The organism is Nocardia sp. NPDC059154, from assembly GCF_042755705.1.
In the GTDB taxonomy this organism is placed as follows: domain Bacteria; phylum Actinomycetota; class Actinomycetes; order Mycobacteriales; family Mycobacteriaceae; genus Nocardia.
In genome coordinates, this window is sequence record NZ_JBHZCS010000013.1 from 68,507 (window position 1) to 93,662 (window position 25,156).

The 25,156-nt window shown below is 69.0% G+C and carries 21 protein-coding genes and 1 tRNA gene; 8 read left to right on the forward strand and 14 right to left on the reverse strand.

Annotation, left to right across the window (positions count from 1 at the left end; translation table 11 throughout):
• Nucleotides 1-28 precede the first annotated feature (28 nt).
• The gene (locus ACFXN1_RS14135) at nt 29-742 is read right to left on the reverse strand and encodes a phosphatase PAP2 family protein (protein ID WP_379439892.1); all 714 of its coding nucleotides are present in this window, start codon (nt 740-742) and stop codon (nt 29-31) included.
• A 98-nt stretch (nt 743-840) separates the two neighbouring features.
• Between ACFXN1_RS14135 and ACFXN1_RS14140 the strand changes: the two genes are divergently transcribed.
• The gene (locus ACFXN1_RS14140; protein WP_379399806.1) at nt 841-1,563 is read left to right on the forward strand and encodes a response regulator transcription factor; all 723 of its coding nucleotides are present in this window, start codon (nt 841-843) and stop codon (nt 1,561-1,563) included.
• Here the strand turns inward: ACFXN1_RS14140 and ACFXN1_RS14145 are convergent.
• Together ACFXN1_RS14145 and ACFXN1_RS14150 are read right to left on the reverse strand one after the other, a co-directional pair.
• On the reverse strand, nt 1,477-2,886 hold the full coding sequence (locus ACFXN1_RS14145) for a sensor histidine kinase (protein ID WP_379439893.1): 1,410 nt from the start codon (nt 2,884-2,886) through the stop codon (nt 1,477-1,479). The genes ACFXN1_RS14140 and ACFXN1_RS14145 overlap by 87 nt on opposite strands.
• 14 nt (nt 2,887-2,900) lie before the next feature.
• Complete coding sequence (locus tag ACFXN1_RS14150; protein WP_379439895.1) at nt 2,901-3,524, reverse strand: TetR/AcrR family transcriptional regulator; 624 nt, start codon at nt 3,522-3,524, stop codon at nt 2,901-2,903.
• A gap of 121 nt (nt 3,525-3,645) precedes the next feature.
• Here ACFXN1_RS14150 and ACFXN1_RS14155 point away from each other — a divergent pair, with 121 nt between their 5' ends.
• Nucleotides 3,646-4,458, forward strand: coding sequence for an SAM-dependent methyltransferase (locus tag ACFXN1_RS14155; RefSeq protein ID WP_379439896.1), 813 nt, complete (start codon nt 3,646-3,648; stop codon nt 4,456-4,458).
• Nucleotides 4,459-4,532: 74 nt separating this feature from the next.
• Here the strand turns inward: ACFXN1_RS14155 and ACFXN1_RS14160 are convergent, their stop codons facing one another.
• From ACFXN1_RS14160 to ACFXN1_RS14175, 4 genes are all read right to left on the reverse strand, one after another.
• On the reverse strand, nt 4,533-5,606 hold the full coding sequence (locus ACFXN1_RS14160) for an amidohydrolase family protein (RefSeq protein WP_379439898.1): 1,074 nt from the start codon (nt 5,604-5,606) through the stop codon (nt 4,533-4,535).
• Nucleotides 5,607-5,652: 46 nt separating this feature from the next.
• Entirely contained in the window at nt 5,653-7,026 is a 1,374-nt protein-coding gene (locus tag ACFXN1_RS14165; RefSeq protein WP_379439899.1) for an FtsW/RodA/SpoVE family cell cycle protein, read from the reverse strand.
• A 74-nt stretch (nt 7,027-7,100) separates the two neighbouring features.
• Nucleotides 7,101-8,174 (reverse strand): hypothetical protein, encoded by a 1,074-nt coding sequence (locus tag ACFXN1_RS14170; RefSeq protein ID WP_379439901.1) that lies wholly within the window; start codon nt 8,172-8,174, stop codon nt 7,101-7,103.
• A gap of 92 nt (nt 8,175-8,266) precedes the next feature.
• The gene (locus tag ACFXN1_RS14175; protein ID WP_379439903.1) at nt 8,267-9,271 is read right to left on the reverse strand and encodes a polysaccharide deacetylase family protein; all 1,005 of its coding nucleotides are present in this window, start codon (nt 9,269-9,271) and stop codon (nt 8,267-8,269) included.
• A 123-nt stretch (nt 9,272-9,394) separates the two neighbouring features.
• Between ACFXN1_RS14175 and ACFXN1_RS14180 the strand changes: the two genes are divergently transcribed.
• Complete coding sequence (locus tag ACFXN1_RS14180; protein ID WP_379439960.1) at nt 9,395-10,726, forward strand: putative glycoside hydrolase; 1,332 nt, start codon at nt 9,395-9,397, stop codon at nt 10,724-10,726.
• A gap of 50 nt (nt 10,727-10,776) precedes the next feature.
• Here the strand turns inward: ACFXN1_RS14180 and ACFXN1_RS14185 are convergent, their stop codons facing one another.
• Complete coding sequence (locus ACFXN1_RS14185; protein WP_354835904.1) at nt 10,777-11,136, reverse strand: metalloregulator ArsR/SmtB family transcription factor; 360 nt, start codon at nt 11,134-11,136, stop codon at nt 10,777-10,779.
• A 179-nt stretch (nt 11,137-11,315) separates the two neighbouring features.
• Here ACFXN1_RS14185 and ACFXN1_RS14190 point away from each other — a divergent pair, with 179 nt between their 5' ends.
• Nucleotides 11,316-13,214: a heavy metal translocating P-type ATPase gene (locus tag ACFXN1_RS14190; protein ID WP_379439962.1), complete on the forward strand. Its 1,899-nt coding sequence runs from the start codon at nt 11,316-11,318 to the stop codon at nt 13,212-13,214.
• Here the strand turns inward: ACFXN1_RS14190 and ACFXN1_RS14195 are convergent.
• Complete coding sequence (locus ACFXN1_RS14195; RefSeq protein ID WP_379439904.1) at nt 13,196-14,869, reverse strand: PHA/PHB synthase family protein; 1,674 nt, start codon at nt 14,867-14,869, stop codon at nt 13,196-13,198. The two genes, ACFXN1_RS14190 and ACFXN1_RS14195, sit on opposite strands and share 19 nt — an antisense overlap.
• 216 nt (nt 14,870-15,085) lie before the next feature.
• Between ACFXN1_RS14195 and phaZ the strand changes: the two genes are divergently transcribed.
• Together phaZ and ACFXN1_RS14205 are read left to right on the forward strand one after the other, a co-directional pair.
• Nucleotides 15,086-15,925: a poly(3-hydroxyalkanoate) depolymerase gene (gene phaZ / locus ACFXN1_RS14200; protein ID WP_379399685.1), complete on the forward strand. Its 840-nt coding sequence runs from the start codon at nt 15,086-15,088 to the stop codon at nt 15,923-15,925.
• 126 nt (nt 15,926-16,051) lie between these two features.
• Complete coding sequence (locus tag ACFXN1_RS14205; protein WP_379439906.1) at nt 16,052-17,407, forward strand: DUF2254 domain-containing protein; 1,356 nt, start codon at nt 16,052-16,054, stop codon at nt 17,405-17,407.
• Here the strand turns inward: ACFXN1_RS14205 and ACFXN1_RS14210 are convergent.
• Genes ACFXN1_RS14210 through ACFXN1_RS14225 form a run of 4 tightly spaced genes read right to left on the reverse strand, consistent with a single transcriptional unit; the run spans nt 17,378 to nt 22,116 of the window.
• A complete protein-coding gene (locus ACFXN1_RS14210) occupies nt 17,378-19,606 on the reverse strand; it encodes a hypothetical protein (protein ID WP_379439908.1) in 2,229 nt (742 codons plus the stop codon). The genes ACFXN1_RS14205 and ACFXN1_RS14210 overlap by 30 nt on opposite strands.
• Nucleotides 19,603-20,850 carry a hypothetical protein gene (locus ACFXN1_RS14215; RefSeq protein WP_379439909.1) on the reverse strand — a complete coding sequence of 416 codons (1,248 nt, stop codon included), beginning with the start codon at nt 20,848-20,850 and terminating at the stop codon, nt 19,603-19,605. The genes ACFXN1_RS14210 and ACFXN1_RS14215 overlap by 4 nt, the downstream gene beginning before the upstream one ends.
• A gap of 9 nt (nt 20,851-20,859) precedes the next feature.
• Nucleotides 20,860-21,003: a hypothetical protein gene (locus ACFXN1_RS14220; RefSeq protein WP_356999350.1), complete on the reverse strand. Its 144-nt coding sequence runs from the start codon at nt 21,001-21,003 to the stop codon at nt 20,860-20,862.
• 9 nt (nt 21,004-21,012) lie between these two features.
• A complete protein-coding gene (locus ACFXN1_RS14225; RefSeq protein WP_379439911.1) occupies nt 21,013-22,116 on the reverse strand; it encodes a serine/threonine-protein kinase in 1,104 nt (367 codons plus the stop codon).
• Nucleotides 22,117-22,304: 188 nt separating this feature from the next.
• Between ACFXN1_RS14225 and ACFXN1_RS14230 the strand changes: the two genes are divergently transcribed.
• Nucleotides 22,305-22,377 (forward strand) — tRNA-Ala (locus ACFXN1_RS14230).
• A gap of 16 nt (nt 22,378-22,393) precedes the next feature.
• Here ACFXN1_RS14230 and ACFXN1_RS14235 read toward each other — a convergent pair.
• Nucleotides 22,394-23,944: a tyrosine-type recombinase/integrase gene (locus tag ACFXN1_RS14235; protein WP_379439913.1), complete on the reverse strand. Its 1,551-nt coding sequence runs from the start codon at nt 23,942-23,944 to the stop codon at nt 22,394-22,396.
• A 673-nt stretch (nt 23,945-24,617) separates the two neighbouring features.
• On the opposite strand from ACFXN1_RS14235, the gene ACFXN1_RS14240 reads away from it, so the two are divergent.
• Nucleotides 24,618-24,845, forward strand: coding sequence for an excisionase family DNA-binding protein (locus ACFXN1_RS14240; RefSeq protein ID WP_379439914.1), 228 nt, complete (start codon nt 24,618-24,620; stop codon nt 24,843-24,845).
• The last annotated feature ends 311 nt before the right edge of the window (nt 24,846-25,156 follow it).

Below are 25,156 nucleotides of genomic sequence, written 5' to 3' on the forward strand. Positions count from 1 at the left end.
ATCTCCGCGGTGCCGCCGCCGGTCCGGTTCAGCGCAACGAGCCGGGCAGGTGGTCGGTCACCAGGCGGGTGTACGGGCGCAGGGTCAGGCACACCGAGAGCCAGCACGCGCCGATGAGCCAGCCGGCCAGGACGTCGGTGGGCCAGTGCACGCCCAGGTAGAGGCGGGACAGGCCGACCGCCACGGCGAACAGGGCGGCGACGGTGATCACCAGGATGCGGGTGACCCGGCGGGCCAGGACCGGCAGGAGGACCGCGACCAGGATGCCGGCCGCGACGGTCGAACCGAGGGCGTGCCCGGATGGGTAGGAGTGATTGGTCTCGGTGACCAGATGGTCGATCACCGGGGGCCGATCGCGGGCGATGAGAAGTTTGCCGAAGAAGACCAGCGCCCCCGCGCCGGCCGCCGCGACGGCGACGAGCACCGCCTGGTCCCAGTACTTCCGCCACGCCAGCAGCACGCACGCCAGGATCGAGTAGATCGCCACCGAGGTGGTGTCCCCGGCCGCGCTGACCGCCTTCGCGAGGCCGGTCCAGGTGGCGGTGCGCTGGTCGATGAACCACTGCAACCAGGGGGAATCCGGTCCGGCCGGGCCGTTGTACCAGACCACCACGCAGGTCAGGATGAGAATCACGGCAGCCAGCGCCAGCGCGACCAATACGCCGGTGAAGGTGCGGCCGGGGAATCCGGTGGGCCGTTTCGTGGTGGACGCTTCCTTCTGCGCAGGGGGTGAGGACAGCATGCCACCGAGGTTGCCATGGCATCGCTGAGAGAACGTTGAGAGCCCGGCCGGCGGGGCCGGGCCGCCCCGCGGCCGGATCGTCGGGCATGCTGGTGCCCGTGCGGGTGCTGGTGGTCGAGGACGAGGAGCGGCTGGCGCGGACGGTGCAGCGCGGGCTCGAGCTGGAGGGGTTCGTGGTACAGCTCGCCCACACCGGGACCGACGGGCTGTGGGCGGCGGTCGAGGACAGCTTCGATGTGATCGTGCTGGACATCATGCTGCCGGGGCTGAGCGGCTACGAGGTGCTGCGCCGACTGCGCGCCCGGGACGTGACCACGCCGGTGCTCATGCTGACCGCCAAGGACGGCGACTACGAGCAGGCCGACGCGCTGGATCTCGGCGCGGACGACTACCTGACCAAGCCCTTCTCCTTCGTGGTGCTCATCGCCCGGCTGCGCGCGCTGCTGCGCCGGCGCGCACCGCAGCAGCCGGTGCTGCTGACGGCGGGCGATCTCGTGCTGGACCCGGCGCGGCGCACGGTGCGGCGCGGCGAGACCGCGCTGACGCTGACCCCGCGCGAATTCGGGCTGCTGGAATTCCTGTTGCGGCACAAGGGATTGGCGCTGACCAAGATCGAGATCCTGCGCAATGTGTGGGACGCCCACTACGACGGTCCCGAGAACGTGGTCGAGGTGTACATCGGCTACCTGCGCAAGAAGATCGATGCGCCGTTCGGCAGCACCAGCATCGAGACGCTACGGGGCGTCGGCTACCGGATGGTCGACCCCGACTGGTCCGGCGACGGGCAGGTCGATGACGAATTGGGCTCCGCCCCACGGTGATTCGCCGATCCTGACCGAACCGCCGTGCGCGGCCACGATTTCCGCGACGATCGCCAGGCCGAGCCCGGAGCCACCGGTGGCGCGGGCGCGGTCGGCCTCCAATCGCACGAAGCGGCCGAAGACGCGCTCGCGGTCGGCGGCGGGGATGCCGGGACCGTCGTCGTCCACCAGTACCCGGGCGGTGTCGCCGTCGCGCCGGACGGTCACCGCCACCGTGGTGCGGGCGTGCGCGGCGGCATTGTCGACGATATTGCGCAGTGCCCGAGCCAGTTTCGGTTGATCGCCCCGGATCCGCACCGGCTCGATCGCGGTCCGCACCGTGCGGCCGCCCCGCGCCCGCAGGGCCGCGGCCTGCTCGCCGGCCAGATCGTCGAGATCCACATCGCCGGTGCGCATGTCGAGCCCGCTCTCGTCGGCGGCGGCCAGGGTCAGCAGATCCTCGATGAGGTGCCGCATGCGCTCGGTCTCGGGCAGCAGTGTGCCGCCGATCAATTCGGCGTCCAGCACCTCGGGCCGGTCCCGGGCGAGCTCGAGGGCGGCGGTGACCGCGGCGAGCGGGCTGCGCAGTTCGTGTGAGGCGTCGCCGACGAAGCGCCGCTGGGCTGCGTGCCCGGCCTCGATGCGGGCGAGCATGTCGTTCATCGTCTCGGCCAGCCGGGCGATCTCGTCGCGCGCCACCGGCACCGGCACCCGCTCCGACAGTCCGGCCGCGCCGATGCCCGCCACCCGGCTGCGGATCTCCTCGACCGATCGCAGTGACCGCCCCACCAGCAGGTAGGTGGCCAGCGCGGCCGCCGCGACCACCATGGGCCCGCCCACCGCGACCAGGACCGCGACCCGCTTCACCGCGTGCTCGGCCGATTCGCTGTCGCCCCCGACCAGCACGAGATACCGGCCGCCCGGTGCGGACAGGGTGCGGGCCGACACCCGCAGGTCCTCGTCGTACGCGGAGACCGGCCGGCGCGCGGTCTCTCGCGCGCCCACGGTCACCGGGTCCAGCAACGGTGCCGACAGCTTCGCGTTCGACTCCCGCGCGATCCGCCCCTGTGGGTCGATGACCTGCACCACTCCGATCTGCCCGGTCGCCTCGAACAGCGAATTCGGCAGCTCGGCCACCGAATTCCGGGTCAGCTCACTGGCGATGGTCTCGGCCCGCGTGCCGGCCGCCGTATCGATCTCCCGCAGCAGCGACCGATTCAGCAGTCCGAGCATGGCTCCCGCCGCCAGCAGCAGCACCGCACCCACGGTCAGCGCGGCCGCGATGGCCGACCGAATCCGCAACCCCCAGTGCGAGGGCCGCAACCATTCCCGGATCCGATTCACGCTCCCATCATGGGTCACCCGCGTGCCGGGGCGTCCAACAGGCCGCGGTTGACCAGGCCGAGCACTTGATCGACCGCGAAATCGATGTCGGCGCGGGTGGTGGGCAGGGACCCGTCCAGCAGCAGGGCGGCCAGGCCGTGGACCGCCGACCAGGCGGCGATGTCCGCACCGGGCCGCAGCTCCGGGTCGAGGAGTCCGGCGGCCTGCGTCTCGTCGAGGACCTGGCCGAGGATGCGGTGCGGGTCGTCGGCCGGTTCGTCCGCGGCATCGGACGCGGCGGGTGAGTGTGCGCCGAAGGCGGTGCGGAACAGGCCGGTGTGGGTGAGCGCGAAATCGATGTAGGCCGTGCCGACCGCGTGCAGGCGGCCGCGCGGATCGTCGGTGCGGGCGATGCGCCGGCGCATCTCGGCCGCGAGTGCGGCGCGGGCGCGGCGGGATACCTCGGCGAGCAGGGCCTCACGATCGGCGAAGTGCCGGTAGGCGGCCGAATGCGACACCCCGGCGGTGCGGGCGACCTCGCGCAGGACCACTCGGTCGGGTCCGCCGTCGTCGGCCAGTGCGAGCCCGGCGTCGACGAGGGCCGCGCGCAGGGCGCCGTGGTGATAGGTGGTGCGGCGGTCGGGGGCAGCTGGACTCATAACGTCAGGATTGCACATTCGGCCGAGATGTTGACGACGGTCACATGAGCTCGCATACTCGTACATGTGACCAATGGAAACATTCTGTCCGCCACCTGGCCTTCGAATGAAAAGTGCTGATATGAACGACATTTCCATCGATACCCCGTACGCCTCCGGCAACTCCCGGACGGATATCGAAAAGGCCCTGCTCGCGGCCGGGCACGACCTCGATCGGCTACGGCTCGCCGACCTGGCGCTGGTCGAGGACTTCCACACCATGGGCCGGATCGCCACGGGTGCGCTGGCGGAACTGGCCGGTCTCACCCCGGCGTCCCGGGTGCTCGATGCCGGCAGCGGAATCGGCGGCACCGCACGGTATGTCGCCGAAACCTACGGATGCCGGGTCACCGCGGTGGATCTGACCGAGGACTACTGCGAGACATCACGCTGGCTCAATCGCCTGGTCGGATTGGACGATCTGATCTCCGTGCGGCAGGGCGACGTCACCGCGCTGCCCTTCGCCGACGGCGACTTCGACGTGGTCTTCAGCCAGCACGTGCAGATGAACATCGCCGACAAGGACGCGCTGTATCGGGAAGCGCGGCGGCTACTGAATCCCGATGGCCTGCTGGCCATCTGGGACATCACCACCGCTTCCGGCGCCCGCCCCGACTTCCCCGTCCCGTGGGCCGACCGCTCCGAGCAGAGCCACCTGGTGACACCGGACGATCTGCGCGTCACCCTGGAGCGCTCCGGTTTCGCCCTCGACCACTGGGACGACCTCACCGACCAGGCGGGCACGATCATGCGGGCGGTGCTGGCCGCCCCGCCGAATCCCGTTGGGCTGCAGGCCTTCGTCCCGAACTTCCCGGTGAAGATCGAGAACCTGACCCGGGCGCTCGCCGACGGCCGGCTGCGTGCCGTTCGCGCGGTCGCGCGCGCTCTGCCGTAGCGCGGGCGGATCGGGGAGCTCCGAGTGCGGCTTTGCGCGGTTGGCCGCAGCCGGAGCTCCCCCGATCATGGAAGTTACCGGGGGACCGGGATTCCCGCAGACCAGACGCGGCGGATCTGCGTCGTGGCCGTGATGTCGGCGAGCGGATCGGCGTCGAGCAGAACCAGATCGGCGCGCAGACCTGGGGCGATGGCGCCGCGATCGGTCAAGCCGAAGTGCTCGGCGGGCAGGGCGGTTGCCGCATCGAGGGCCTCGACGGGGGACAGTCCGGCGCTGACCAGCAGCTCCAGCTCGTGGTGCAGGCTCGCGCCGAAGGCCGGGTTCATGGGCACGCCGGGGGAGGAGTTGGCATCGGTGCCCGCCAGGATCGGGACGCCCGCGGCGCGTAGCGCACCGACATTGGTCAGGGCGTCGGCGAAGGCTCCGGGGACGCCGTGGGCGGCGGACATGCCCTCCATCATGGTCAGGGTCGGGACGACGACCTTGCCCTCGGCGGCCAGGCGGGCGATCACTGCCTGCGGCAGCGCGAAGCCCACGGGGATGTGGGTGATGATGTCGACGCCGGCATCGAGGGCCATGGTGTAGGCGGCCGGGTTGGTGGCGTGCGCGATGACCATCAGATCGCGGGCATGCGCCTCGGCCACAACGGCTTTGGCCGTGGTCGCGTCGGGGCCGCCGTCGCCGGGGGCCTCCAGCACCAGCTTGATGTAGTCGGAGCCGGTGGAATGACGCTGGGAGACAGCGGATTCGGCCTGGTCGGCGCTGCGGATTATGGCGGGTTCGCCGAGGAACCTGCCGTGCATGCCCTCCGGGCCGACGATGGCCATGCCTGCGCTGCGAATATCGCTGGTGCCGACGGTGTTCCGGAGCTCGGCCACCACCTCGGCGAGGCTGGCCATATCGAGCGCGGTGGTGACCCCGTGCGCGGCGAGCAGCCCGGGAGTCTGCGCATCGTGGATGTGGACGTGGGCGTCGATGAAGCCGGGCAGCAGGATCGCGCCGCCGGCGTCGAGGCGTTCGGCGCCGGTGTCGTCGGTGCCGATGCGGTCGCCGTCGATGACGATCGTGGTGGGTTCGGTGAGCGCGCGGCCGTCGAAGACGCGGACATTGTCGAGCGCCGTCCGGCCCGCTGAGCTTGAGGAGGTCACCGAACCAGCTTCCTCCCATTTGCCCCGGGCGACACCGCGATTCGGGTCAGCGCCGGCGGGGCAGCAGACGGCGGGAGACGTGCTCGGTCATGGCGTCCGCGATCGGCGGCACCGTCGGCGTGGGCCGGGTGGGTGGCGGCGGGGCCGAGCGGGCGTCGGCGGAGATGCGGATCAGCAGCGCCAGGATGATGTAGTTGGCCAGCAGCGACGAACCGCCGTAGGACATGAACGGGGTGGTGAGACCCGTCAGCGGGATCAGTTTGGTGACACCGCCGACCACCACGAACAGCTGCCAGCCGATCGAGAACGCCAGCCCGCCGCCGAGCAGCTTGCCGAAGGCGTCGCGGGTGGTGAGGGCGGCGCTGAAACCGCGGATGCACAGGATGAGGAACAGCGCCAGTACGGCGGCCAGGCCGATCAGGCCGAGCTCCTCGCCGATGGTGGAGATGATGAAGTCGGTACCGGCGAACGGCACGTCCTGCGGCCGCCCGCTGCCCAGCCCGGTCCCGGCCAGCCCGCCGGTGCCCATGCCGAACAGGCCCTGCGAGATCTGGTATCCGGTCGTGTAATAGGTGGCGAACGGGTCCCGCCACACCTCGACGCGGACCCGCACGTGCCCGTACAGCTGGTAGGCGATGACCGCGCCGACCGAGAACATGGCCAGGCCGATGAGCAGCCACGAGGCCCGCCCGGTGGCGATGTACATCATGGCCAGCACGGTGCCGAAGACCAGCAGCGAGAAGCCGAGGTTCTTCTCGTACACCAGCACCAGCACCGCGATGAAGGTGACCAGCAGCAGCGGGGCCAGATCCCGCAGGCGCGGGAAGGTCATACCCAGGAAGCGTTTTCCGGCGGTGGTGAACAGGTCCCGGTTGGCGACCAGGAAGGCGGCCACGAAGATGATCAGCAGCACCTTGGCGAACTCACCGGGCTGAATCGAGAACCCGCTGATCAGGATCCAGCTCTTGCCGCCGTTGACCTCGCTGAAGCGGGAGGGCAGCAGGGCGGGGATGAGCAGCGCGACCACCCCGGCCAGGCCGCAGGTGTAGCCGTAGCGGGCCGGTTTGGTGTGGTCGGGCACGAAGACCAGCACCAGCACGAACAGCAGCATGCCCAGGCCGGTCCAGATCAGCTGATGCGCCGAGTCCGAGGACGGTATCGGCTCGCCGGCGTTCTTGGCCTTCACCACCTCGGCGCGGTCCAGCCGGTCGATGAGCACCAGCCCGATGCCGTTGAGCAGCACCACGCACGGCAGCAGCACCGGGTCGGCGGCGGGCGCCCAGCGGCGCACGGCCAGATGGGTGACCAGCACGAAGACCGTGAAAACGCCGAGCGCGCGGACACTCTGCCCGTCGAAGCCATTGCCGGTGGCCGAGGTCATGGCCAGGTAGGCGAAGGCGATCAGGGCCAGCGCGGCCACGCAGAGTAGCAACTCGGCATTGCGCGGAACTCGCCCTCTCGACCTTGCCGGGGGAGGGCTGTGCCGAAATGCGCTCACACCGAACAGTATCGCGTGCGGTAGCGGATGAGGAGCCAAAGCAGTAGTGCTTCGGCTATGGCGGTGAACACGGTGAGGAATTGGCTGAAGTAACTGGCCAGTACATTCACCACGGTCAGCGACAGAATGTTGGACCAGATGCCCAGCCGGACACCGATATCGGCGCGGCCGCGCATCCACGCCGCGGCCGCCACCGCGCAGCCGACGCCGACCAGCACTTCGGCGACCGCGGCGATGCCCAAGCCCACCAAGGCCTTCCAGCCGTGGTTCTGGGTGAGGTCGAGGAAGTGGTTGAGCGCGGCCCAGGGGGAGTGCCAGCCGGCCAGCACGATGACGGCAAGCACCAGCCGCAGCAGGGTCCAGACGGCGTGGCCGATCAGCACGGTGATGAGGACGGCCGCCAGCACCCGCTGCGGCAGGATCATGTCCTCGGCGCGCCGGTAGGCCTGTCGCAGCCGGGCGAAGCGGGAGGGCCGGGCGGTCTCGTGGGTGGTGCGCAGGTAGGTGGCGAGGGCGTCGCACAGGGCCACGGTGTCGGGGGTGAAACCGCTGCGGTCGATGCGGTCGAGGCTGTTCAGCAGGTAGTTGCGCTGTTCCACGTCGATCGTGCCGCCCACGTCCATCCCGACCTGTTCGGTTACGTCGGCCAGCACCAGGGCGGGCGGGCGCACCCGGCTGCGCGCGGCATAGCGGGCGACCAGCACGATCAGCAGGAAGGCGAGGTAGATGATGGGCGCGGCCAGCGGGAAGAAATAGTCGTTGTCCGAGGTGATGAACTTCCCGACCTCGTCGATGAACAGGCCCAGCCCGACCCCGGAGAGTGCAGCGGCGGTGGTCAGCGCCCCGCGCCCGGCGAACAGGAACATCACCAGAGAGGCGATGACGAGCAGTAATCCGCCGAAGAGCGCATGCGCGATGTGGTAAGTGCTGCCGCCGATCTTGGGATAGCCCGCGGCCATCAGATACAGCCGCGTGATCACCACGGTGAGTCCGAAACAGACCGCCATGATGGTCACCAGCCGGCCCGAGCCGGGCCGCCACCGCATTCTCGCCACACGTTCGCCGAACACGGTGTCCACCGTGGCACATGACCGGCGGCCGCGTCATCGAACCGAATCAGGTGATCATCGAACCGAATCAGGTTCCGGGAGCCTCATCCGGATCAGTAGGGGTGGGCGGTGGCGGAGAAGCGGGGGGAGAGCTGGTCCGCGAGGGGGCGGGGGAAGGACTGGTGGGCGGGGTCGCCGTCGGAGGTGTAGCGGGCGGTGGGGTTCGCCGCGAACCAGTCGAGCCAGTAGGTGGAGTCGAAGGGAACTGCGGTGCGGCCGGAGCGGATTCGGGGGAGGCCGGTCGGGTCGAGGGCGGCGGCGAACGGGGAGGGGGCGGGGTCGGCGCCGACGAGGAGGACGGCGTCGAAGGTGTACGGGGTGCCGTCCCAGGTGCCGGCGGTGGCGAGGGCATGGTCGGCGGGGTAGACGCCCAGGGGGAGGGCCATGGAGTGGACGACGGTGCCGGGCGCGGCGGTCGCGATGGCGCGGACGTTCTGGACCAGTTCGCGCTGCACGTCGGTGGGGGACAGGTGCGCCAGGTTGGGATGGGTGGCGGTGTGGGCGCCGATGTCGTAGCCGTGGCGGACCAGCCAGGCCAGGGCGCGGGGGTCGTCGCCGAACGGCTCGTTGTTGACGTAGAAGGTGGCGGTGGCGGCGAAATCCGGGTGGCGGGAATGGAATTGCTCGAGCAGGCCGACCGCGCAGTCGGGGGTGGGGTCGCCGGAATCGCTGAGGGTGAGCTGGGCTCGGGTGGAGTCGTCGAAGGTGAGGACCACCGGATGGGTGCCCGCGGGTAGGTCGATGACGCCCGCCAGATACTGGGCGATGGTGATCGGGCGGTAGCCGTCGGTGTAGAGGCGGTCCAGCTCGGCGGTGAATTTCGTTGGCGTCTGGTCGTATTCGCTGCCCGGCTCGGCCTCGATGCGGTGGTACATGAGGATCGGGATCCGACCCAGCTCATTGGCGGCCACCGTGGCCGGATCCGGCGGCCTCGAGGTCGGTGGGGGTGCGGTGACGGTCGCGGGGCGCGGCACGGTGGCGGTGGTTGCTCCGCAGGCGGTGGCGGTCGCGCACAGCAGCGCCGCCGCGACCATCCGCAGCGTCGTCGACGCCTTCATCGCCGCAACGCTACGCGGCGACAACGGTTTTGAGGTGATCTCGGCGAAAAACGGCCGATGCCTTCGTGCAGGCGCGATAGTGATGCCAACAGCTGTCAGTGGAAGTTGGTGTGTACGTTGCTCATGCGACTCCGGTCGATCCGCCGCCGGCGGTCCACCCTGCTCGCGATAGGCGCGGTCGTGGTTCTGGTGCTCGCCGCGCTGGTGTTCGTCTTCGGCCGCAGCCGCCCCTCGGCCGCCGGCGCCGACACCCGCCCGGCCCGCCTGGAGCTGGCCCCGACGGCCGCCGCGACCTCCTACCGTGATCCGGTGACGGTGCGCGGCACGGCGATCGGCGCGAAGCAGGTGTCGGTGGGCGACCGGTCCGTCCAGCCCGCCAAGGACGGATCCTTCGAGATCCAGCTGCCGCACGCACCGCTCGACACCACCGTCGTGGCCACCGGCGCCGCGGGCGACCGCGTCACCACCCCGCTGAAAGTGGAGGTGGCACTGCCGCGCATCCGGGCCGTCCATGTCACCGCCTACGCCTGGGCCTACGACCCCATGCGCGATGCCGTGCTCGACATGGCGCGCGAGGGCCGCATCGACACCGTCGAACTCGATATCAAGGACGAGGACGGGATGGTCGGCTACGACTCGCAGGTGCCGCTGGCGCGCGAATCCGGCGCCGCCACTACGATTTACGACGCGCCCGCCGCGCTGAAGCAACTGCACGACATGGGCATCAAGGTGGTCGGCCGCATCGTCGCCTTCCGCGACCCCACCCTGGCCGGCTGGGCCTGGCACAACGGCCACCCCGACTGGGTGATCCAGAATCCGTCCGGCCAGCCTTACTCCAGCGGCTACGGCGCGATCGCCTTCACCAACTTCGCCAGCCCCGAAATCCGGTCCTACAACCGGGATCTCGCGGTCGAGGCCGCCCGGCTCGGCTTCGACGGCGTCATGTACGACTACATCCGCCGCCCCGACGGCAACCTCGCCGGCATGCAGTTCCCGGGCCTGGCCGAATCGCCGTCGGACTCCATCGCCAACTTCCTGCGCGACTGCCGCGAACCCGTGCACGACGCCGGAGCCTCGCTGAGCGCGGCCGTCTTCGGCATCGCCGCCACCCGCCCCGACGAGATCGCCCAGGACATCCCGTCCATGGCCCGCTACGCCGACTTCCTGGCCCCGATGCTCTACCCGAGCCACTGGCACTCCGGCGAATACGAGGTCGCCAATCCGAATGCCCAGCCCTACGACATCATCTTCCGGTCCCTGCAGGACTTCCGCGCTCGCACAGCGGGCACCAATGCCCAGATCATCCCGTGGCTCCAGGATTTCAGCCTCGGCGTGGCCTACGGCGACGCGGAGGTGAAGGCGCAGATCGACGCCACCTACGCGGCGGGCTACAACGGCTTCTTCCTCTGGAACCCCGCGGTCAGCTACCACCCTGGCGCTCTCGCACCCAACTGATCTGCCTCGCAACGCTTCTCGTCGGGCCGGCCCCGCCGACCGCGTCCGGGTCAGGCGGTGGTGGGGCGGTCCGCGAGCCCCAGGCGCAGGTGTTCGCTGTGGTAGATGGCCTCGTCCAGCAGTTGCGCGACGTGGTTGTCGTAGAGGCTGTAGACGATGCTGCGGCCGGTCCGGGTGCCCACGACCAGCCCGAGATTGCGCAGCAGGCGCAGCTGATGCGAGACCGCCGACTGCTCCATGCCGATCGACGACGCCAGTTCGGTGACCGCGAGCGGGCCCTGGCGGAGTTCGCTGAGGATCAGTAGCCGGCTGGGGGTGGCCAGCGCCTGCAGGGTGGTCGCGACATGGGTGGCGGCCTCGGCGTCCAGCCGTGCCGTCGGCCGATCGCGGCCCTCGACGCCATGTCCCATAACACAGGAGGGTACCTCGAGGAACTCTATACACATGAAGACGTCTTCATGTGTTCTGGTATCGTCGCGGCGGTCAGGGGTAGCAATGGAGGTGAGTCGTGGTCGTGGCGACGCCGGTGCAGGCATCCGCGCAGCCGGAAGTGGCGGTCCGCCGGACCCGCCTGTTCGAGCTGGCCGAGATGCGATGGGCCGCAGTGGCCCTCGCACTGTTCCTGCTCGGGCTGGTCGCTCAGCTGGCCGGCGCGCCGAGCTGGCTGTGGTGGGGGCTGTACCTGGCCTGCTACGCCGCGGGCGGCTGGGAGCCGGGCTGGGCCGGACTCCAGGCGCTGCGCGAGAAGACCCTCGACGTGGACCTGCTCATGGTGGTGGCGGCCCTCGGCGCCGCGGCCCTCGGGCAGATCACCGACGGGGCCCTGCTGATCGTCATCTTCGCGACCTCCGGGGCGCTGGAGGCGCTGGCCACCGCGCGCACCGAGGATTCGGTGCGCGGCCTGCTCGACCTCGCGCCCGAGACCGCGACCCGGCTCACCGTCACCGGTGAGGAGACCGTGCGCGCCGCCGACCTGAACATCGGCGACGTGGTCCTGGTCCGCCCCGGCGAGCGAATCGCCGCCGACGCCACCGTGATCGACGGCGGCAGCGAAGTGGATCAGGCCACCATCACCGGCGAACCGCTGCCCGTGGACAAGGCCGGCGGCGACGAGGTGTTCGCCGGCACCCTGAACGGCACCGGGGCACTGCGGATCCGGGTGGATCGCCGTGCCGAGGACTCGGTGGTGGCACGCATCGCCGTCCTCGTCGAACAGGCCGGGCACACCAAGGCACACACCCAGCTGTTCATCGAGAAGGTGGAGCAGCGGTACTCCCTCGCCATGGTCACGGTGACCCTGGCGGTGTTCGCGATTCCCCTCGCCCTCGGCGACCCGCTGCAGCGAGCCCTGTTGCGCGCCATGACCTTCATGATCGTGGCCTCCCCGTGCGCGGTGGTGCTGGCCACCATGCCGCCCCTGCTGGCCGCCATCGCCAATGCCGGGCGGCACGGCGTGCTGGTCAAGTCGGCCGTGGTCATGGAACGGCTGGGCGTGACCACGCGGGTCGCCTTCGACAAGACCGGGACACTGACCCGCGGCGCCCCGCACGTCGACGAAATCCGCAGTGTCGATCCGGAATTCAGCGAGCCGGAGGTGCTGCGGCTGGCGGCGGCCGCCGAACTCGACAGTGAGCACCCGCTCGCGGCGGCCATCGTGCGCGCGGCCCGCGCGGCGGGGCAGCAACTGCCGGCCGTCGAAGGATTCGCCGCCGATCCCGGGCGCGGCGTCAGCGCCCGGATCGGGCAGCGTCGGATCGCGGTCGGTTCTCCGGCGGCCTTGCTGTCGAGCTCCGCGCAGGGTGCGCCGGACGCGGACCGGGCCGCCCGCACGGCCGTGGACGGATTGCAGGAGAAGGGATTCACCGCGGTCGTCGTCTGCTGTGATGCGCGCCCGATCGGAGTGCTGGCGATCACCGATCAGCTCCGCCCCGAGGCCGCCACCGCGATCGATCTCACGGCCCGAGTGACGGGGGCCGCCCCGATTCTGCTGACGGGAGACAACAGTCGCGCCGCGCATCGGCTCGCGGCTCGGATCGGGCTCACCGACGCCCGCGCCGAATTGCTCCCGCACCAGAAGGTCGATGCCGTCCGAGCCCTGCAGTCGGCCGGTGACCGGGTCGCGGTGGTCGGCGACGGCATCAATGACGCACCCGCCCTCGCCGCCGCCGACACCGGAATCGCCATGGGCGGAGCGGGTTCCGACCTGACCCTGCAGACCGCCGACGCCGTGGTCGTGCGCGACGATCTCACCGCCATCCCCGCCGTCATCGCCCTGTCCCGGCGCGCTCGCCGCGTCGTGGTGGCCAATCTGGCGATCGCCGCGACCTTCATTGCGGTCCTGGTGATCTGGGACCTGATCGGTACGCTGCCGTTGCCGCTGGGCGTCGCCGGTCACGAGGGCTCGACCGTGATCGTCGGCCTCAATGGTCTGCGCCTGCTGCGCCGCGCGGCCTGGCAGCGGTCCGCCTCCTATCTGTCCAGCACGTAACTGCCCGGGGCGGCCTCGATCGGCTGGTGTCGGGCGTTACCGAGATGCGCCGGTGCGGGCACCAGCTCACCGGAGCGGTCGCCCAGCCATTGCGCGAAATCCGGCCACCACGAACCCTGTTCGGTGGTGGCGGTGCGCTGCCACGCCTCGGGGTCGAGGCTGTTGTCGTCGGAAACGCGATAGCTGGACTTGTGATTGTCCGACGGGTTGACCAGGGCCGCGATGTGGCCATTGGTCGACAGCACGAAACGCACCTTGCCGCCCAGCATCTGGCTGCTGCGGTAGCAGTTGGTCCACGGGCAGAGGTGATCGGCCGAACCCGCGACCACGTAGGAATCGGCGGTGATCCGCTTCAGGTCGATCTCGGTGCCGAGCACGGTGACGCCGCCGGGCCGGGCGAGCTTGTTGCCCAGCGCGGTGTCGAGGAAGTCGCGATGCAGTTTCGCCGGCATCCGGGTGGTGTCCGCATTCCAGAACAAGATGTCGAAGGCCGGTGGCTTGCGGCCCTGCAGATAGTTGTTGACCCAGTAGTTCCAGACCAGGTCACGCGGGCGCAGCCAGGCGAACACCGCGGCCAGCTGCTTGCCGTCCAGATAACCCTGTCGCCGCGACCGGGCGATCGCGGCGGCGGCGGCCTGCTCGTCCACCATCGCGCCGAACGCGTCCTCACGCGCCTGGTCGAACATGGTGACCAGCAGGTTGAGGCTGGCCAGCTGGTCGAAGCCCGCCGTCTCGGCCCGATAGGCCGCCGCCATCGCCGCGAGCAGCCCGCCCGAGCAGGCGGCGAGCACGTGTGCCGTGCTGTGACCGGTGATCTCGTCGACCGTGTCGAACGCCCCGACGACGGCCTCGATATAGGCGTCGAAGCCCCACTTGCTGTGCCGCGCATCGGGATTGCGCCAGGACACCACGAACACCTGCTGGCCCTGCCCCACCAGGTACTCGATGAGACTGCGCCCCGGCGCCAGATCGAGCACGTAGAACTTGTTGATGGTCGGCGGGATGATCAACAGCGGTACCGCGCGCACGGTTTCGGTCTGCGGCCGGTACTGGATCAGCTCGAACATCGGGGTCCGCAGCACCACCGCGCCCGGGGTGATGCCGAGGTCGGACCCGACGCGGAACGCGGACTGATCGACCATGGACGGGATGAACGGGGCATGGCTGAAGTCACTGATCAGCTGCTGCGCACCGGTGCGGAGATTATCGCCGCCGGTGTCGATGATCGCCTTCCAAGCCACCGGGCTGAGCAGCGGATTGTTGCTCGGTGCGAGCGCCTCGACGAGATTCGTGGTGAGGAATTTGATCCGCTCGGCATCCTGCCACTCGAGGGGCAGGTCCTGCACCAGGCCCTCGGCGGCGATCCCGGCGGCGAGATAGGCCTGTACCACGCGGCGCAACAACGGATTTCCCGTCCAGGCGGGATCGGCGAACCGCTTGTCCCGGCTGGACGGGGCGACCGTGGAGGAACCGGCCGCGATGCGGGTCAGCTCCGCGCCCAGGGTTGCCGCCCGGCTCGCGACGCGCCGGGGCCGCTGCGCCATCGCCAGCAGCAGGCTCAGTCCCGAGCGCCCCGGCAGGAACCGGCGGGCGATCCCGGTCGTGGCCTCGGTGAGGATCAGGTCCGGGGGTGCGGAGACATCCAGATCGGTCATGACAGTCCTTCTGGGAGAGACGGTTTCACGTTCGATGAGATGGGCGAAGGTCGACGATGACTCGCACCTGTCAATCGTCGGAGAGCCGCGCGGGCAAACCTATGTGCCCGGGAAACATGAAATGCCGCTAACGATGTGGTCGAGCACATTCATCCCGGATGGGGCGATGCGTACTCTGGTGCTCGGATCGTGCTCCGATACCCACGAGGACACCCAATGGCGAGTGAAAATGCCCGGGAGTACACGGTATCCGGCGACCGCCTGCGCGTTGTGGTCCGTCCCGGCGTCGGCGTCCCGCTGGTGCTGTGCAATGGGATCGGTGCGAGCCTCGAGCTGCTGCAGCCATTCGTCGACCAGCTCGATCCGGCGATTCCGGTGATCCGGTTCGACCCACCGGGTATCGGTCGCTCGCCATTGCCCCGGCGGCCCTATCTCCTGGCCACGCTGGCCCGGAGGGTCACCACACTGCTCACCCAACTCGGCTACGACACCTTCGATGTGCTCGGCATCTCCTGGGGCGGCGGCCTGGCCCAGCAGATCGCCCTGCAAAACCCCCGGCGCTGCCGGCGCGTGGTCCTGGTCAGCACCGCCACCGGCTGGATGATGGTCCCCGCGCACCCGAAGGTGCTGCGCAAGATGATCACTCCGCGCCGATACCGCGACGCCGAGTACGCCACCAGGATCGCCGCGGAACTCTATGGCGGCCGGCTGCGCACCGATCCGGATCGGGTGACCACCCTGCTGGCCGGACACTCGTCGGCGTCCTCCGCTCGCGGCTACCTGCTGCAGCTGCTGGCCGGCACCGGGTGGACCAGCCTCCCGTTCCTCGGTTTGATCCGCCAGCCGACGCTGATCCTGGCGGGCGACGACGATCCGATCATTCCGCTCGTGAACGCGAAGATCATGGCCCGGCTGATACCCGACGCGCGGTTGCACGTGTACCACGACGGCCATCTGGGTCTGGTCGTGATTTCCGATCAACTCGCCCCGGAGGTGAGCCGATTCCTCCGGGGCGATCGGCCGCTCGACCTGGAACGAATGGATGCCGTTCGCTGACCCTGCGCGCGGCGTGGCGCTGAGCAGGGGGTACGGTGATCAGACGTCCGGGGATCTCGGATGGGTGAGCCGGGAAGTCTGGTCGGCGTCAGGACATGACGCCGGAACAGCGCAGGAGGCTCGACCGTGGCCGGCATTCCTCTCGAATTCGACCGCCGCCGCGAGGCATTGCGGACCAATCTGTGGTTCGTGCCGACCGTGGAAGTGCTCGCCGCCGTCGGGCTGTTCGTGATCACCTACCTGCTGGACCGGGCGGCATATCGCGGCGGGTTCACGTTTCCGTCCTGGGTCATCGGCGGCCCGCCCGACACGGCGCGGCAGGTGCTGACGGCCATCGCCGCCGCCATCATGACCGTGGTGGGTGTGGTCTTCTCCATCACCATCGTGGCGCTGACGCTGGCCTCCACCCAGTTCGGTCCGCGCATGCTACGCACCTTCATTCGCGATCGGGGCACCCAGGTCACCCTCGGTACCTTCGTGGCGACCTTCGTCTACGCCATCGCCGCACTGGTGTCCATTGGATCGGATTTCGTGCCGCACATCAGCACGACCGTCTCGATCGCGTCGCTGGTGCTCGATCTCGCCGTACTGATCTACTTCATCAATCACATCGCCATGGCGATCCAGCTGCCCAATGTCATCGCCGAGATCGCGGGTGAGGTGGCGGCCGGAATCGAGGCGCAGCGCAACGACGCGCCCGCCACCCCGCATTGCGGGCCGACGGCGGCCGAACTGCTGGAACGGATGGCGGGCGAGGGCGGCGAGGTCCGGGTGACCGGCAGCGGATACCTGCGCTACATCCGCTACGAGCAGCTGGTGCGGCTCGCGACCGACGCGGACGCGGTGATTCACCTGCCCTACCGGCCCGGGCACTTCCTCACCGAGGGGCAGGTGGTGGCCGCCGTCTGGCCCGCGTCGGCGGCCGGGCGGATAGCGGAGAACTTCTCGCGCGGGCACATGGCCGGGCCCACCCGGTCGCTGGCCCAGGACATTTCCTTCGGCATAGACCAGCTGGTCGAAATCGCCGTGCGCGCGCTGTCCACCGCGGTGAACGACACCTTCACCGCCCTGACCTGTATCGACTGGCTCGGTGACTGCCTGTCGCGGATCGCGGTGGCGTGGGAGCCGAGCCCGGTCTACCGCGGCAAGAACGGTTATGTCCGCGTCATCGCGGCGCAGGCGAGTTACGAGCGACTGGTGCAGCGGGCCTTCGAGAAGATTCGACAGTCCGCGCGCGGCATGCCCGCGGTCATGATCCGGCAGCTCGAAGCGCTGGCCCAGATCGCGGACCACACCACCGATCCCGAGCGGCGCAGCATCCTGCTGGAGCAGGCGGCGATGATCGTGCGGTCGGCGCGCGAGTCGGTGCCGGAGGACGCGGATCTCCAGGACGTGCTGCGACGGTACCGGGTGCTGGTCGGCGACGCGGAGCTGCCGCTGATTCAGGCCGTGTCAACGCCAGAATTGCCAGGCACGGCGTGAATCCTGTTCCTGCGGTAGGAGCGTCGCCGCGGGCGGCAGACTGTCCGCGGGGTCCAGGACCAGCAGGGCGGTCATGGCCTGGGGGAGGTCCAGGCGGGTGCGGAGCCAGGGCCAGCCGCCGGTGAGGGTTTCGGTCAGATCGACCGGGGGGAGGTCGAGGGCTGCCACTGCGGACAGGAGGGTGGATGGGGGCATGTCCCATTGGCGGGCGCAGGCGGTGACCAGGGTGGGGAGCTGATCAGTGGGGGTGAGGGCGAGGATGCGGCGCAGGGCGGGGACGGCATCGGGGGTGCGGGAGCGGGAGACCAGGGCGGAGACGACGAATTCGAGGTCCGCGGTCAGAGCGGCGGACAGGGTTTCGGTGGGGGATTCGGCCTCCAGTGGTTCCTCGGCCGGGGTGCGCAGCAGGGCCGAGAGTTCGGCGCGGGACCAGGTGCCGCGCTGCCTGCTCCATCCGAATGCTCTGCGCGGCAGGCGGAGTCCGTCTCGCTGCTGATCGTCGGTGGGCGCCGGGACGGCGAGGACGACCAGGGCCTCGATCGGTTCCGGAAGATCCAGGATCTTGCGCAGCGTGCGCCACGCGGGGCGGAGGGCGGCCACCAGTTCGGCCGGTTCGGAGCGGGTGAGGGTGAGGGCCTTCAGCAGGGCCGTGGCGTCGATCGCGGGGTAGCGGGTGGCCTCGGCCAGCAGCGTGGGCAGCAGGTCGGCGGGCGCGCAGGCCAGGATCTGCTCCAGCGCATAGCGATCGCGGCCATTGCACGAGACGTTCACCACCAGCTGGGCGACGATGCCCAGGTTGGTGTACATGGCCTGGCGCAGGATTCGGCTGCCGCCGGTGTGGGTGCCCGGATCGTCGACCTCGGCGCTGAGGGCCTCGTACACCAGGGCCCGGTCGCGGGAGCCGATCGCCTGCTCGCGCAGGGCGCGGTGACGCAGCAGATGGGCGGCGACGATGCGGCGATGCTCGACTTCGCCGGTGGCCCAGTCCCGCTGGAGGCGCGGCCAGACCGATTCGGCATCGGACGAGGTCAGCGGCGCGGTCCCGGATTCCAGGCGGTGCCAGGCGGAGGTGGCCAGCGCCGGGCTGAGATCGATGCCGAGCTGCCGGGCCACCTCGACGGTGCGGGTACGGTCGCGGCCGTCGGTGAGGACGTGGTCGGTGAGAACCTGCTCGAAGGTGCGGCGGACGCTGGGACGGTGGTCGAGTCGCGCCAATGCCTGTGCGACGCTGGGTCTTCCGATGGCGAGACGGACGGCACGCCCGGCCACCGCGTCGTCGCGGAGCCAGTCGGGGTTCAGCTCCGGGTCCGTGATCACCTCGGCCAGGTGGTCGTCGTCCAGCTCGGCGGGACCCAGGGCGCGCAGGTGCCGTCGATAGCACCAGTGGCCGATTTCGTCTGCGGTGGACAGGGATTCGGGCAGCGTGACACCGGCGCGCCGGTGCCCGATGATCTGCTGCCCGAGCAGGACGAACGGGTCCGATTCGTCGCCGGGATCGCCCGGCGTGACGATGCGGCACGCGCCGCCGGGCGGGGCGTCGCTGTCGCGGGTCACCGCGGTGATCGCGGCGGGGGCCGCGGACGGCGTGCTGGAGGTGCAGAAGGTCAAGTCCCGCAGGCTGTTCCGGGGCAGCAGGCCGTAGAGTGCTCGCAGCATGGCCACGGCGTCCGTGCCGCTCTCGACGTGCAGTTCGATGGCGGGGCCGCGCCCGGCCAGATGCGCCAGGGTGTAGCCGAGCAGCGCGGGCAGCCAGTCCAGGTCGAGGTAGGCGTCGGCCGCGGCGGTGACGGCGGGACTGTCCTCCACGGAATTCGGCAGCGGCGGCCAGTGGTCGGTGGGAAATTCGGCGTCGTCGAGCGAGGTACGGAATCGTCCCGCGTCGTAGAGGCTCAAAGTCGTTGCGCCGTCGAGTGTTCCGCGACCACCCGCGACGAGGTGTGCCACACAGGTGCCCGGCCGGTCATTGGCGGGCGTCTTCAGCACCGCCACCGCGAGTCCCCGCACCACGGTGAACTCCAGCGCGAACGCCTCCGGCGACGCGGGCGAACCATCCCAACTGACCAGCGACCCCAGCTCCCGCGTGGTGGATCCCAGTGCGGCGGGCCAGTTTCCGGATCTGGCGACCACGCCGACCCCGGTCCCGGAGGACTCCAGCGTCACCATGGCCCAGCCGCACAGCAGCTGCGCGAAGCCCGTCATCGGTCCGCCCGTAGCCGGTCGATGCGGTCGAGCATGTGGATGACCGGGTCCACGGCCGCGAACGGCTTGAACACCGGATAGGTGTTGTCGGCCCGCTTGCCGCACCCGACCGCCGAGACCGGGAAGTAGCGGTTGTGCGGGAAATGGATGGACAGCGTGGCGTCGACGGCCGGAAACAGTTTGCGCACCAGGCTTCTGGTGGCGTCGGAGCGATAGTCGATCTGGCCGGGCTGATACAGGTTGCCCGCACCATTGAGGCTGTACGGCGTATCCGCCCAGTCCGGCGGCGGCGCGACCAGGCCGACCTCGGGCAGGTTGATCAGGGACAGCAGATCCGATTTCGCGATGATGGTCGAGGCGTGCAGGCGCGGCGGCTCGATGGGCAGATCCAGCGGATAGCTGTTGGCCGTGCGCCACAGCTTGGCGATCTGGTCGATCATCATCTTGGTCCGGCCGACGGTCTGGGAGTGCTCGACATTGTTGTTCAGGCTCTCCTCGTTGGCCGGTCCCGCGTGCTCGCGCATGATGGCCAGGTACTGCTTGTTCAACGTGGACGGCACCACGAACCAGAGGAAGTCGGCGATGGCCAGGTGCGGGCTCACCTTGGCGGCGATCTCGGCGTCGGCCACATCCTCGCCCGCGACATCCACGAAGGCGAGATTCACCGTGCGCCGGGTGGACAGCGAGGTGAATTTGATCAGGATCGGGGTGCGGACCTGCCAGCCGCTCCAGGCGTGGGTCCGGGTCTGCTGCTGCGCCATCGGCGGTTGCGGCGGGCGTGGGGGTTGCGGCAGACCCGGCGGCTGCGGTGCGCCGAGCGGCCCGATGCCGTTCTCCTGCCGCTGCTGCGCGCCGACGTAGCCCCGCTTCTGGGTGTAGCCGATGGCCTGCCGGTTCATCAGCGTGTTCTCCAGCGCGGCCAGCATTTTCGTCGAACGGCGCGACGGCACGATGGACCATTCGCGGGCCAGCATCGGGTCGTTCATGACCGAATAGATCATCGACACGATGAGATGCGTCTTGGACGAGGCGGATTCGCCGACGAAGCCGATCACGATGGTCGGATGGTCGAGGATCTCCTCGTCGATCTCACAGCCGTTCGGGCAGCGCCGATCCAGGCGCCGCGAATAGTCCCCGACGCGGGTCGCGAACCCGCCGTTGGGCTGGCGCAGCACCCAGATCCAGGAGCGGCGGGCGGTATCGAACTTGAACTCCGCCAGGCAGTTCAGGCAGACGATTCGCACGGGCACCCCTCAGAGCACGGTGTAGGTCAGCCACAGCAGCGTGGCCAGGAAGAAGGCCCCACCGACCGCGGACGCCACCCGCAGCCAGTGCCAGGAGCGGGATCCGGCGTACACGTACTGCTGCCAGGCCAGGCCGGCCCGTCGGTTGTTCATCGCAGTTCCTCACAGGTGGTGGGCGATCGACACGATCACCCAGGCGAGCAGCACGAAAACCAGCCAGCCCAGCACGATTCCGGCACCGGCCGCGCCGAGCAGCACGCCGCCGATGTAGCGGGGATCGTCGCGGGTCAGTCCCGCCAGCACGCGCTGGCGGTATTCCAGGGCCGGGCGGACGAAGATGCCCCACAGCCCGGTCTCGGGCAGGTCGACGCCGTGTCGTTCGTCCGGCGGCCGCACCGGCGGGCCCGGGGTCAGGACGCTGGTCTGCGCGCGCACCGGCACGGTGACCGGTTCCGGCCTGGCGCCCTTGACGGTTCGGGTCAGGCTGCGGGTCTCGGAGTGGACCGCATCGCGGAAGTAGTGCTGGAACTCGGCCGCGGATTGGAAACGCAGCGACGGATCCGGCGAAAGCGCCTGATCCAGCACCGATTTCAGTCGGCCGGGCAGCGGCGCCGGCGCGAACACCGCCTCCAGCACCTCATAGCACACCACCGCGAACGAGTACACGTCACTGAGATGGGTGAACCTGCCGTGTTCGAGATACTCGGGCGCGGAATAGTTCTGCGTGCCCACCACCTGGTTGGTGCGGGTGAGCCGCAGCATGTTCTCCCGCATCTCGATGGCGATGCCGAAATCGGCCAGCTTCGCCGTGCCGTCGCGGCAGATCATGATGTTCTCGGGCTTGATATCGCGGTGCACCACCTGCTTGGAGTGCGCGTACACCAGCCCGCTGAGCGCGTCGGTGAGTATTCGGGCCAGCGTCGGCAGCGACCAGTTCTCCTGGGTCCGCATGAACTGCCGCAGATTTTCGCCGTGAATGAACTCCATCACCAGAAACGGTGAGCGGCACCCGTTCTCGGCGAAAACCCCCGAGTCGTGCAGCATCACCACATTGGTGCAGTTCATCTGCGCCGCGATCCGCGCCTCCCGCTCGAACCGCTGCCAGGCCACCTGCTCTTCCTGCGCCCGCACCGCGACACTGCCCGCGTCGAGCACCTTGACCGCAACCTGCCTGCGCAACTGCCGATCCCAGGCATCCCAGACCTCGGCCATCCCGCCCTTGCCGACCAGCTCCCGCAGCTCGTACCGGCCATTGATCAGCCTCACCGGCGTCCGACCTTCCCCGCGGAGCGGCCGCCTTCCCCGCGAACCACCCCGGACGACAACGAATCACCGCCCACTGTACGCGCGCCCACCCGCCCCTCGCCCACCCATATTTCCAGCCGATTTGCACTCGAGGGGGTCCCCTGGTGTACCTTCTCCCAGTCGCCCGGGAAACCGCGCGGCAACCATCCGGGGCTATGGCGCAGCTGGTAGCGCACCACACTGGCAGTGTGGGGGTCAGGGGTTCGAGTCCCCTTAGCTCCACTCATATTTACGCAGATCAAAGGCTATTTCGCCTTCGCCGACGATCGCGTTCGCGCACGTCGGCGTGCCGAGAGCTTGCCAAAGCGCGGGACCTGTTTTTCTTCCTGCTGCGGAAGAGCGCGGCACCGGCCGCTTCCAGATCTTCGGGCTGCACATCACTGTAGATCGACAGCGATACCGCCGGGTCGTGACCGTGCCAGGCCGCCACAATGTGCACCGGAATCCCGGACGCGAGCATGAGCGACACGGAGGTATTCCGTAACCCCTTCAACGGGATTCGGCGCAGTCCCGCCCGCTCCCGCAATCGCTGGAACTCGTCGGAATACCACTCGGGCCGGATGGGTGTCCCATCGTCGTGGACCGCGACCAGACGGTCATCCGACCACTGTATCCCCAGTGCCAGACACTCGGCCTTCTGCCGAGTCTTCAACGCGCGCAACGCCTCCGTCAGATCAGAGGGCGGTGGGAGGTCGCGACGGCTCCTCCGGGACTTCGGAAGGCCCTCCTCCGACCCGGTGCTGATCGCCACCCGCCCACGCCGAACCTTCAGCAGGGTGTCGCTGACCCACGTCCACCGCAAGCCCATCACCTCCGAGCGGCGCGTCCCGTAGGCCGAGAGCAACCAGCAGGCGTAGAGCCGTTCGGCGCGGGCCGAGGCGAGGAAGGCTTCGACCTCCGTCAGGGTCCAGGACTTGGCCGCCTGCGTGTGGTCGTCCTCGACGATGTCGTCCGCGGGTCGTTCCACGAGCGCGATCACGTTGCGCGGCAACGTGCCCTGGTCGACGTAGGACTGGACCACCGTACCGAACGTGGTGAGTGTGGTCCGGACGGTGACCGGTTTGACTCCGGACACCGGTGGCGCGGAGTCCTGTGGCTGCGCCAGGATGTAGAACGCTCGCCGGGGCCGGGCGGCTCGCCCGTCGCGTACGAGGCCGGACAAACAGGTGTGCACGTCCTTGTCCGGGAACGCGGCCTTGATCTGCGCGGCCGTGATGCCCTCGGGGTGTTGTCCGATCAGGTCGGCGATCTGGGACATGAGGCTGTCGGGTCGGAAGTGCTTCGGGGAGCATCGACCCTCGCTGAGCATCCACGCCACCAGTGCATCCACGTCGGCCTTGGTGAGCTGGGCCAGCCTCTTTCCACCCAGTCGGCGTCGAACCGGCTTGAGATCGTCGCGGCAGCGCTCGAGCGTATTTCGACGGATGCCGCGGCGACTATCCAGCCATTGATCGCACGCCTCGTCCACGGTGATATCGACGGGCTGAGTGTAGGTTCCAGCTGCGACTTCCGAGGTGATGCGTCGATACTCACGCCGCGCTTCGGTTTGAGTACGGTAGGTAAACCGCTGCCGATCGCGGGAGCCATCCGGCTTAGTCCCCACGTCGGTCTGGAACCAGTACGTTATCGCGCCGTTCTTGGCGATGTGCTTGTTGATCGGCTCGGCTCGGCGAGCACGGCGTGGTCTGTCTGCCACGGTGATGTGTCTCCTTGCGCTGGGGGATGTTCGGGTTTTCCTGTCAGTTCTCCAGGAGTGAGCAATCGCCTTTCGCGGGCCCTCGCGAGCCACCAACGCACGGTGTCCGGGCGCGGCTGCTTTTTCGGTTCTGGCTCGACGCAGGCGGCGACGTATTGCGGGATCGGCTGTCCTCGTCGGTGAGCCTCACGTGCGTAACCGGCGATGCGGGCGAGGAATTCATCGGTGAGCTTGCGCGGACGGCCTCTGCCGCGCAGTGGTCGTTGTCCGGATATTGCTGCGGTGGTGTGTTCTTCGGGAGTGGAGAGGCGGGCGGGGAGGGAATCGATGTCGTGCATAGAGGTCAGTAGTCCGGATCCCGCAGCGGCGGCGATGCGTGCCAGGGGAATGGACTTCAGATCAGCGTTGGTGATTGCGACGTCGCCGAATGCTGGCGGCGCGTAGATGCGCAGATCCATGATCTGGGGCGGTTCGCCGGGGAGTTCGACTACTCGGACCTCGCAGAGGAATGGAGATCCAGCAAGTCGCACGACGGCGCGATGTCCCGGCAGTCGACGCAATGCTGAGTCGGTCTGGGCGTCCGTGGGATTCGCTCGTTGCTCGCTTGTGACTGCGGGCGGCAGATAGTTCACGAAGACGACCTCGCCCCGCTTGTCGGGTGGGCTTATCGCTTCAAGCGGATTCCTGGGGGTGAATCTCTTTCCGGCCATATTTCCAACTCTAACGAGAGTGGAAAAATGCCGGAGCGGGGCGAAGCATGGATGGTGTGACGACGAATGCGGACGATGCAATGAGACGTTTGATCACCGAACCGACTGTCTCGGTGGAGGATACGGCCCGGCTCCTCGGAATCGGGCGGTCGACCGTATACGCTGCGGTCAAATCGGGTGAGATGCCAAGTATTCGGGTGCGCAGCCGGGTGCGGATCCCGTCAAACTGGGTGCGCCACATGCTGCTTCTCGGTGGCGACCTGGAGCTTAGTGTCATCGAATGATTGGCCTCGGTTCCCCGGCTCGTCTGATGAGTGAACGGGAAACCTTGTGCATATCGTGAGTTGCGGAAGATCCACCCAGTCCCCGGAGCGCCTGGTTGGCAACCCGTCACGGTTGATGAGAACTTGGTCGCGGGCACCTCGTGGCAAACGTGACCCGAGCGCGGATCGTGGTTGTGAACGCGCGGATGTGTCTTGCGCTCCGGACATTCGGACTGAAAGGCTCGAATGTGTTGTTATGCAATGTAATTGACCCCAGTGACTCATCGCGCGAAGGCATGTAGACCGCGCTAGCCTTGGCGAATGCGAGGTCC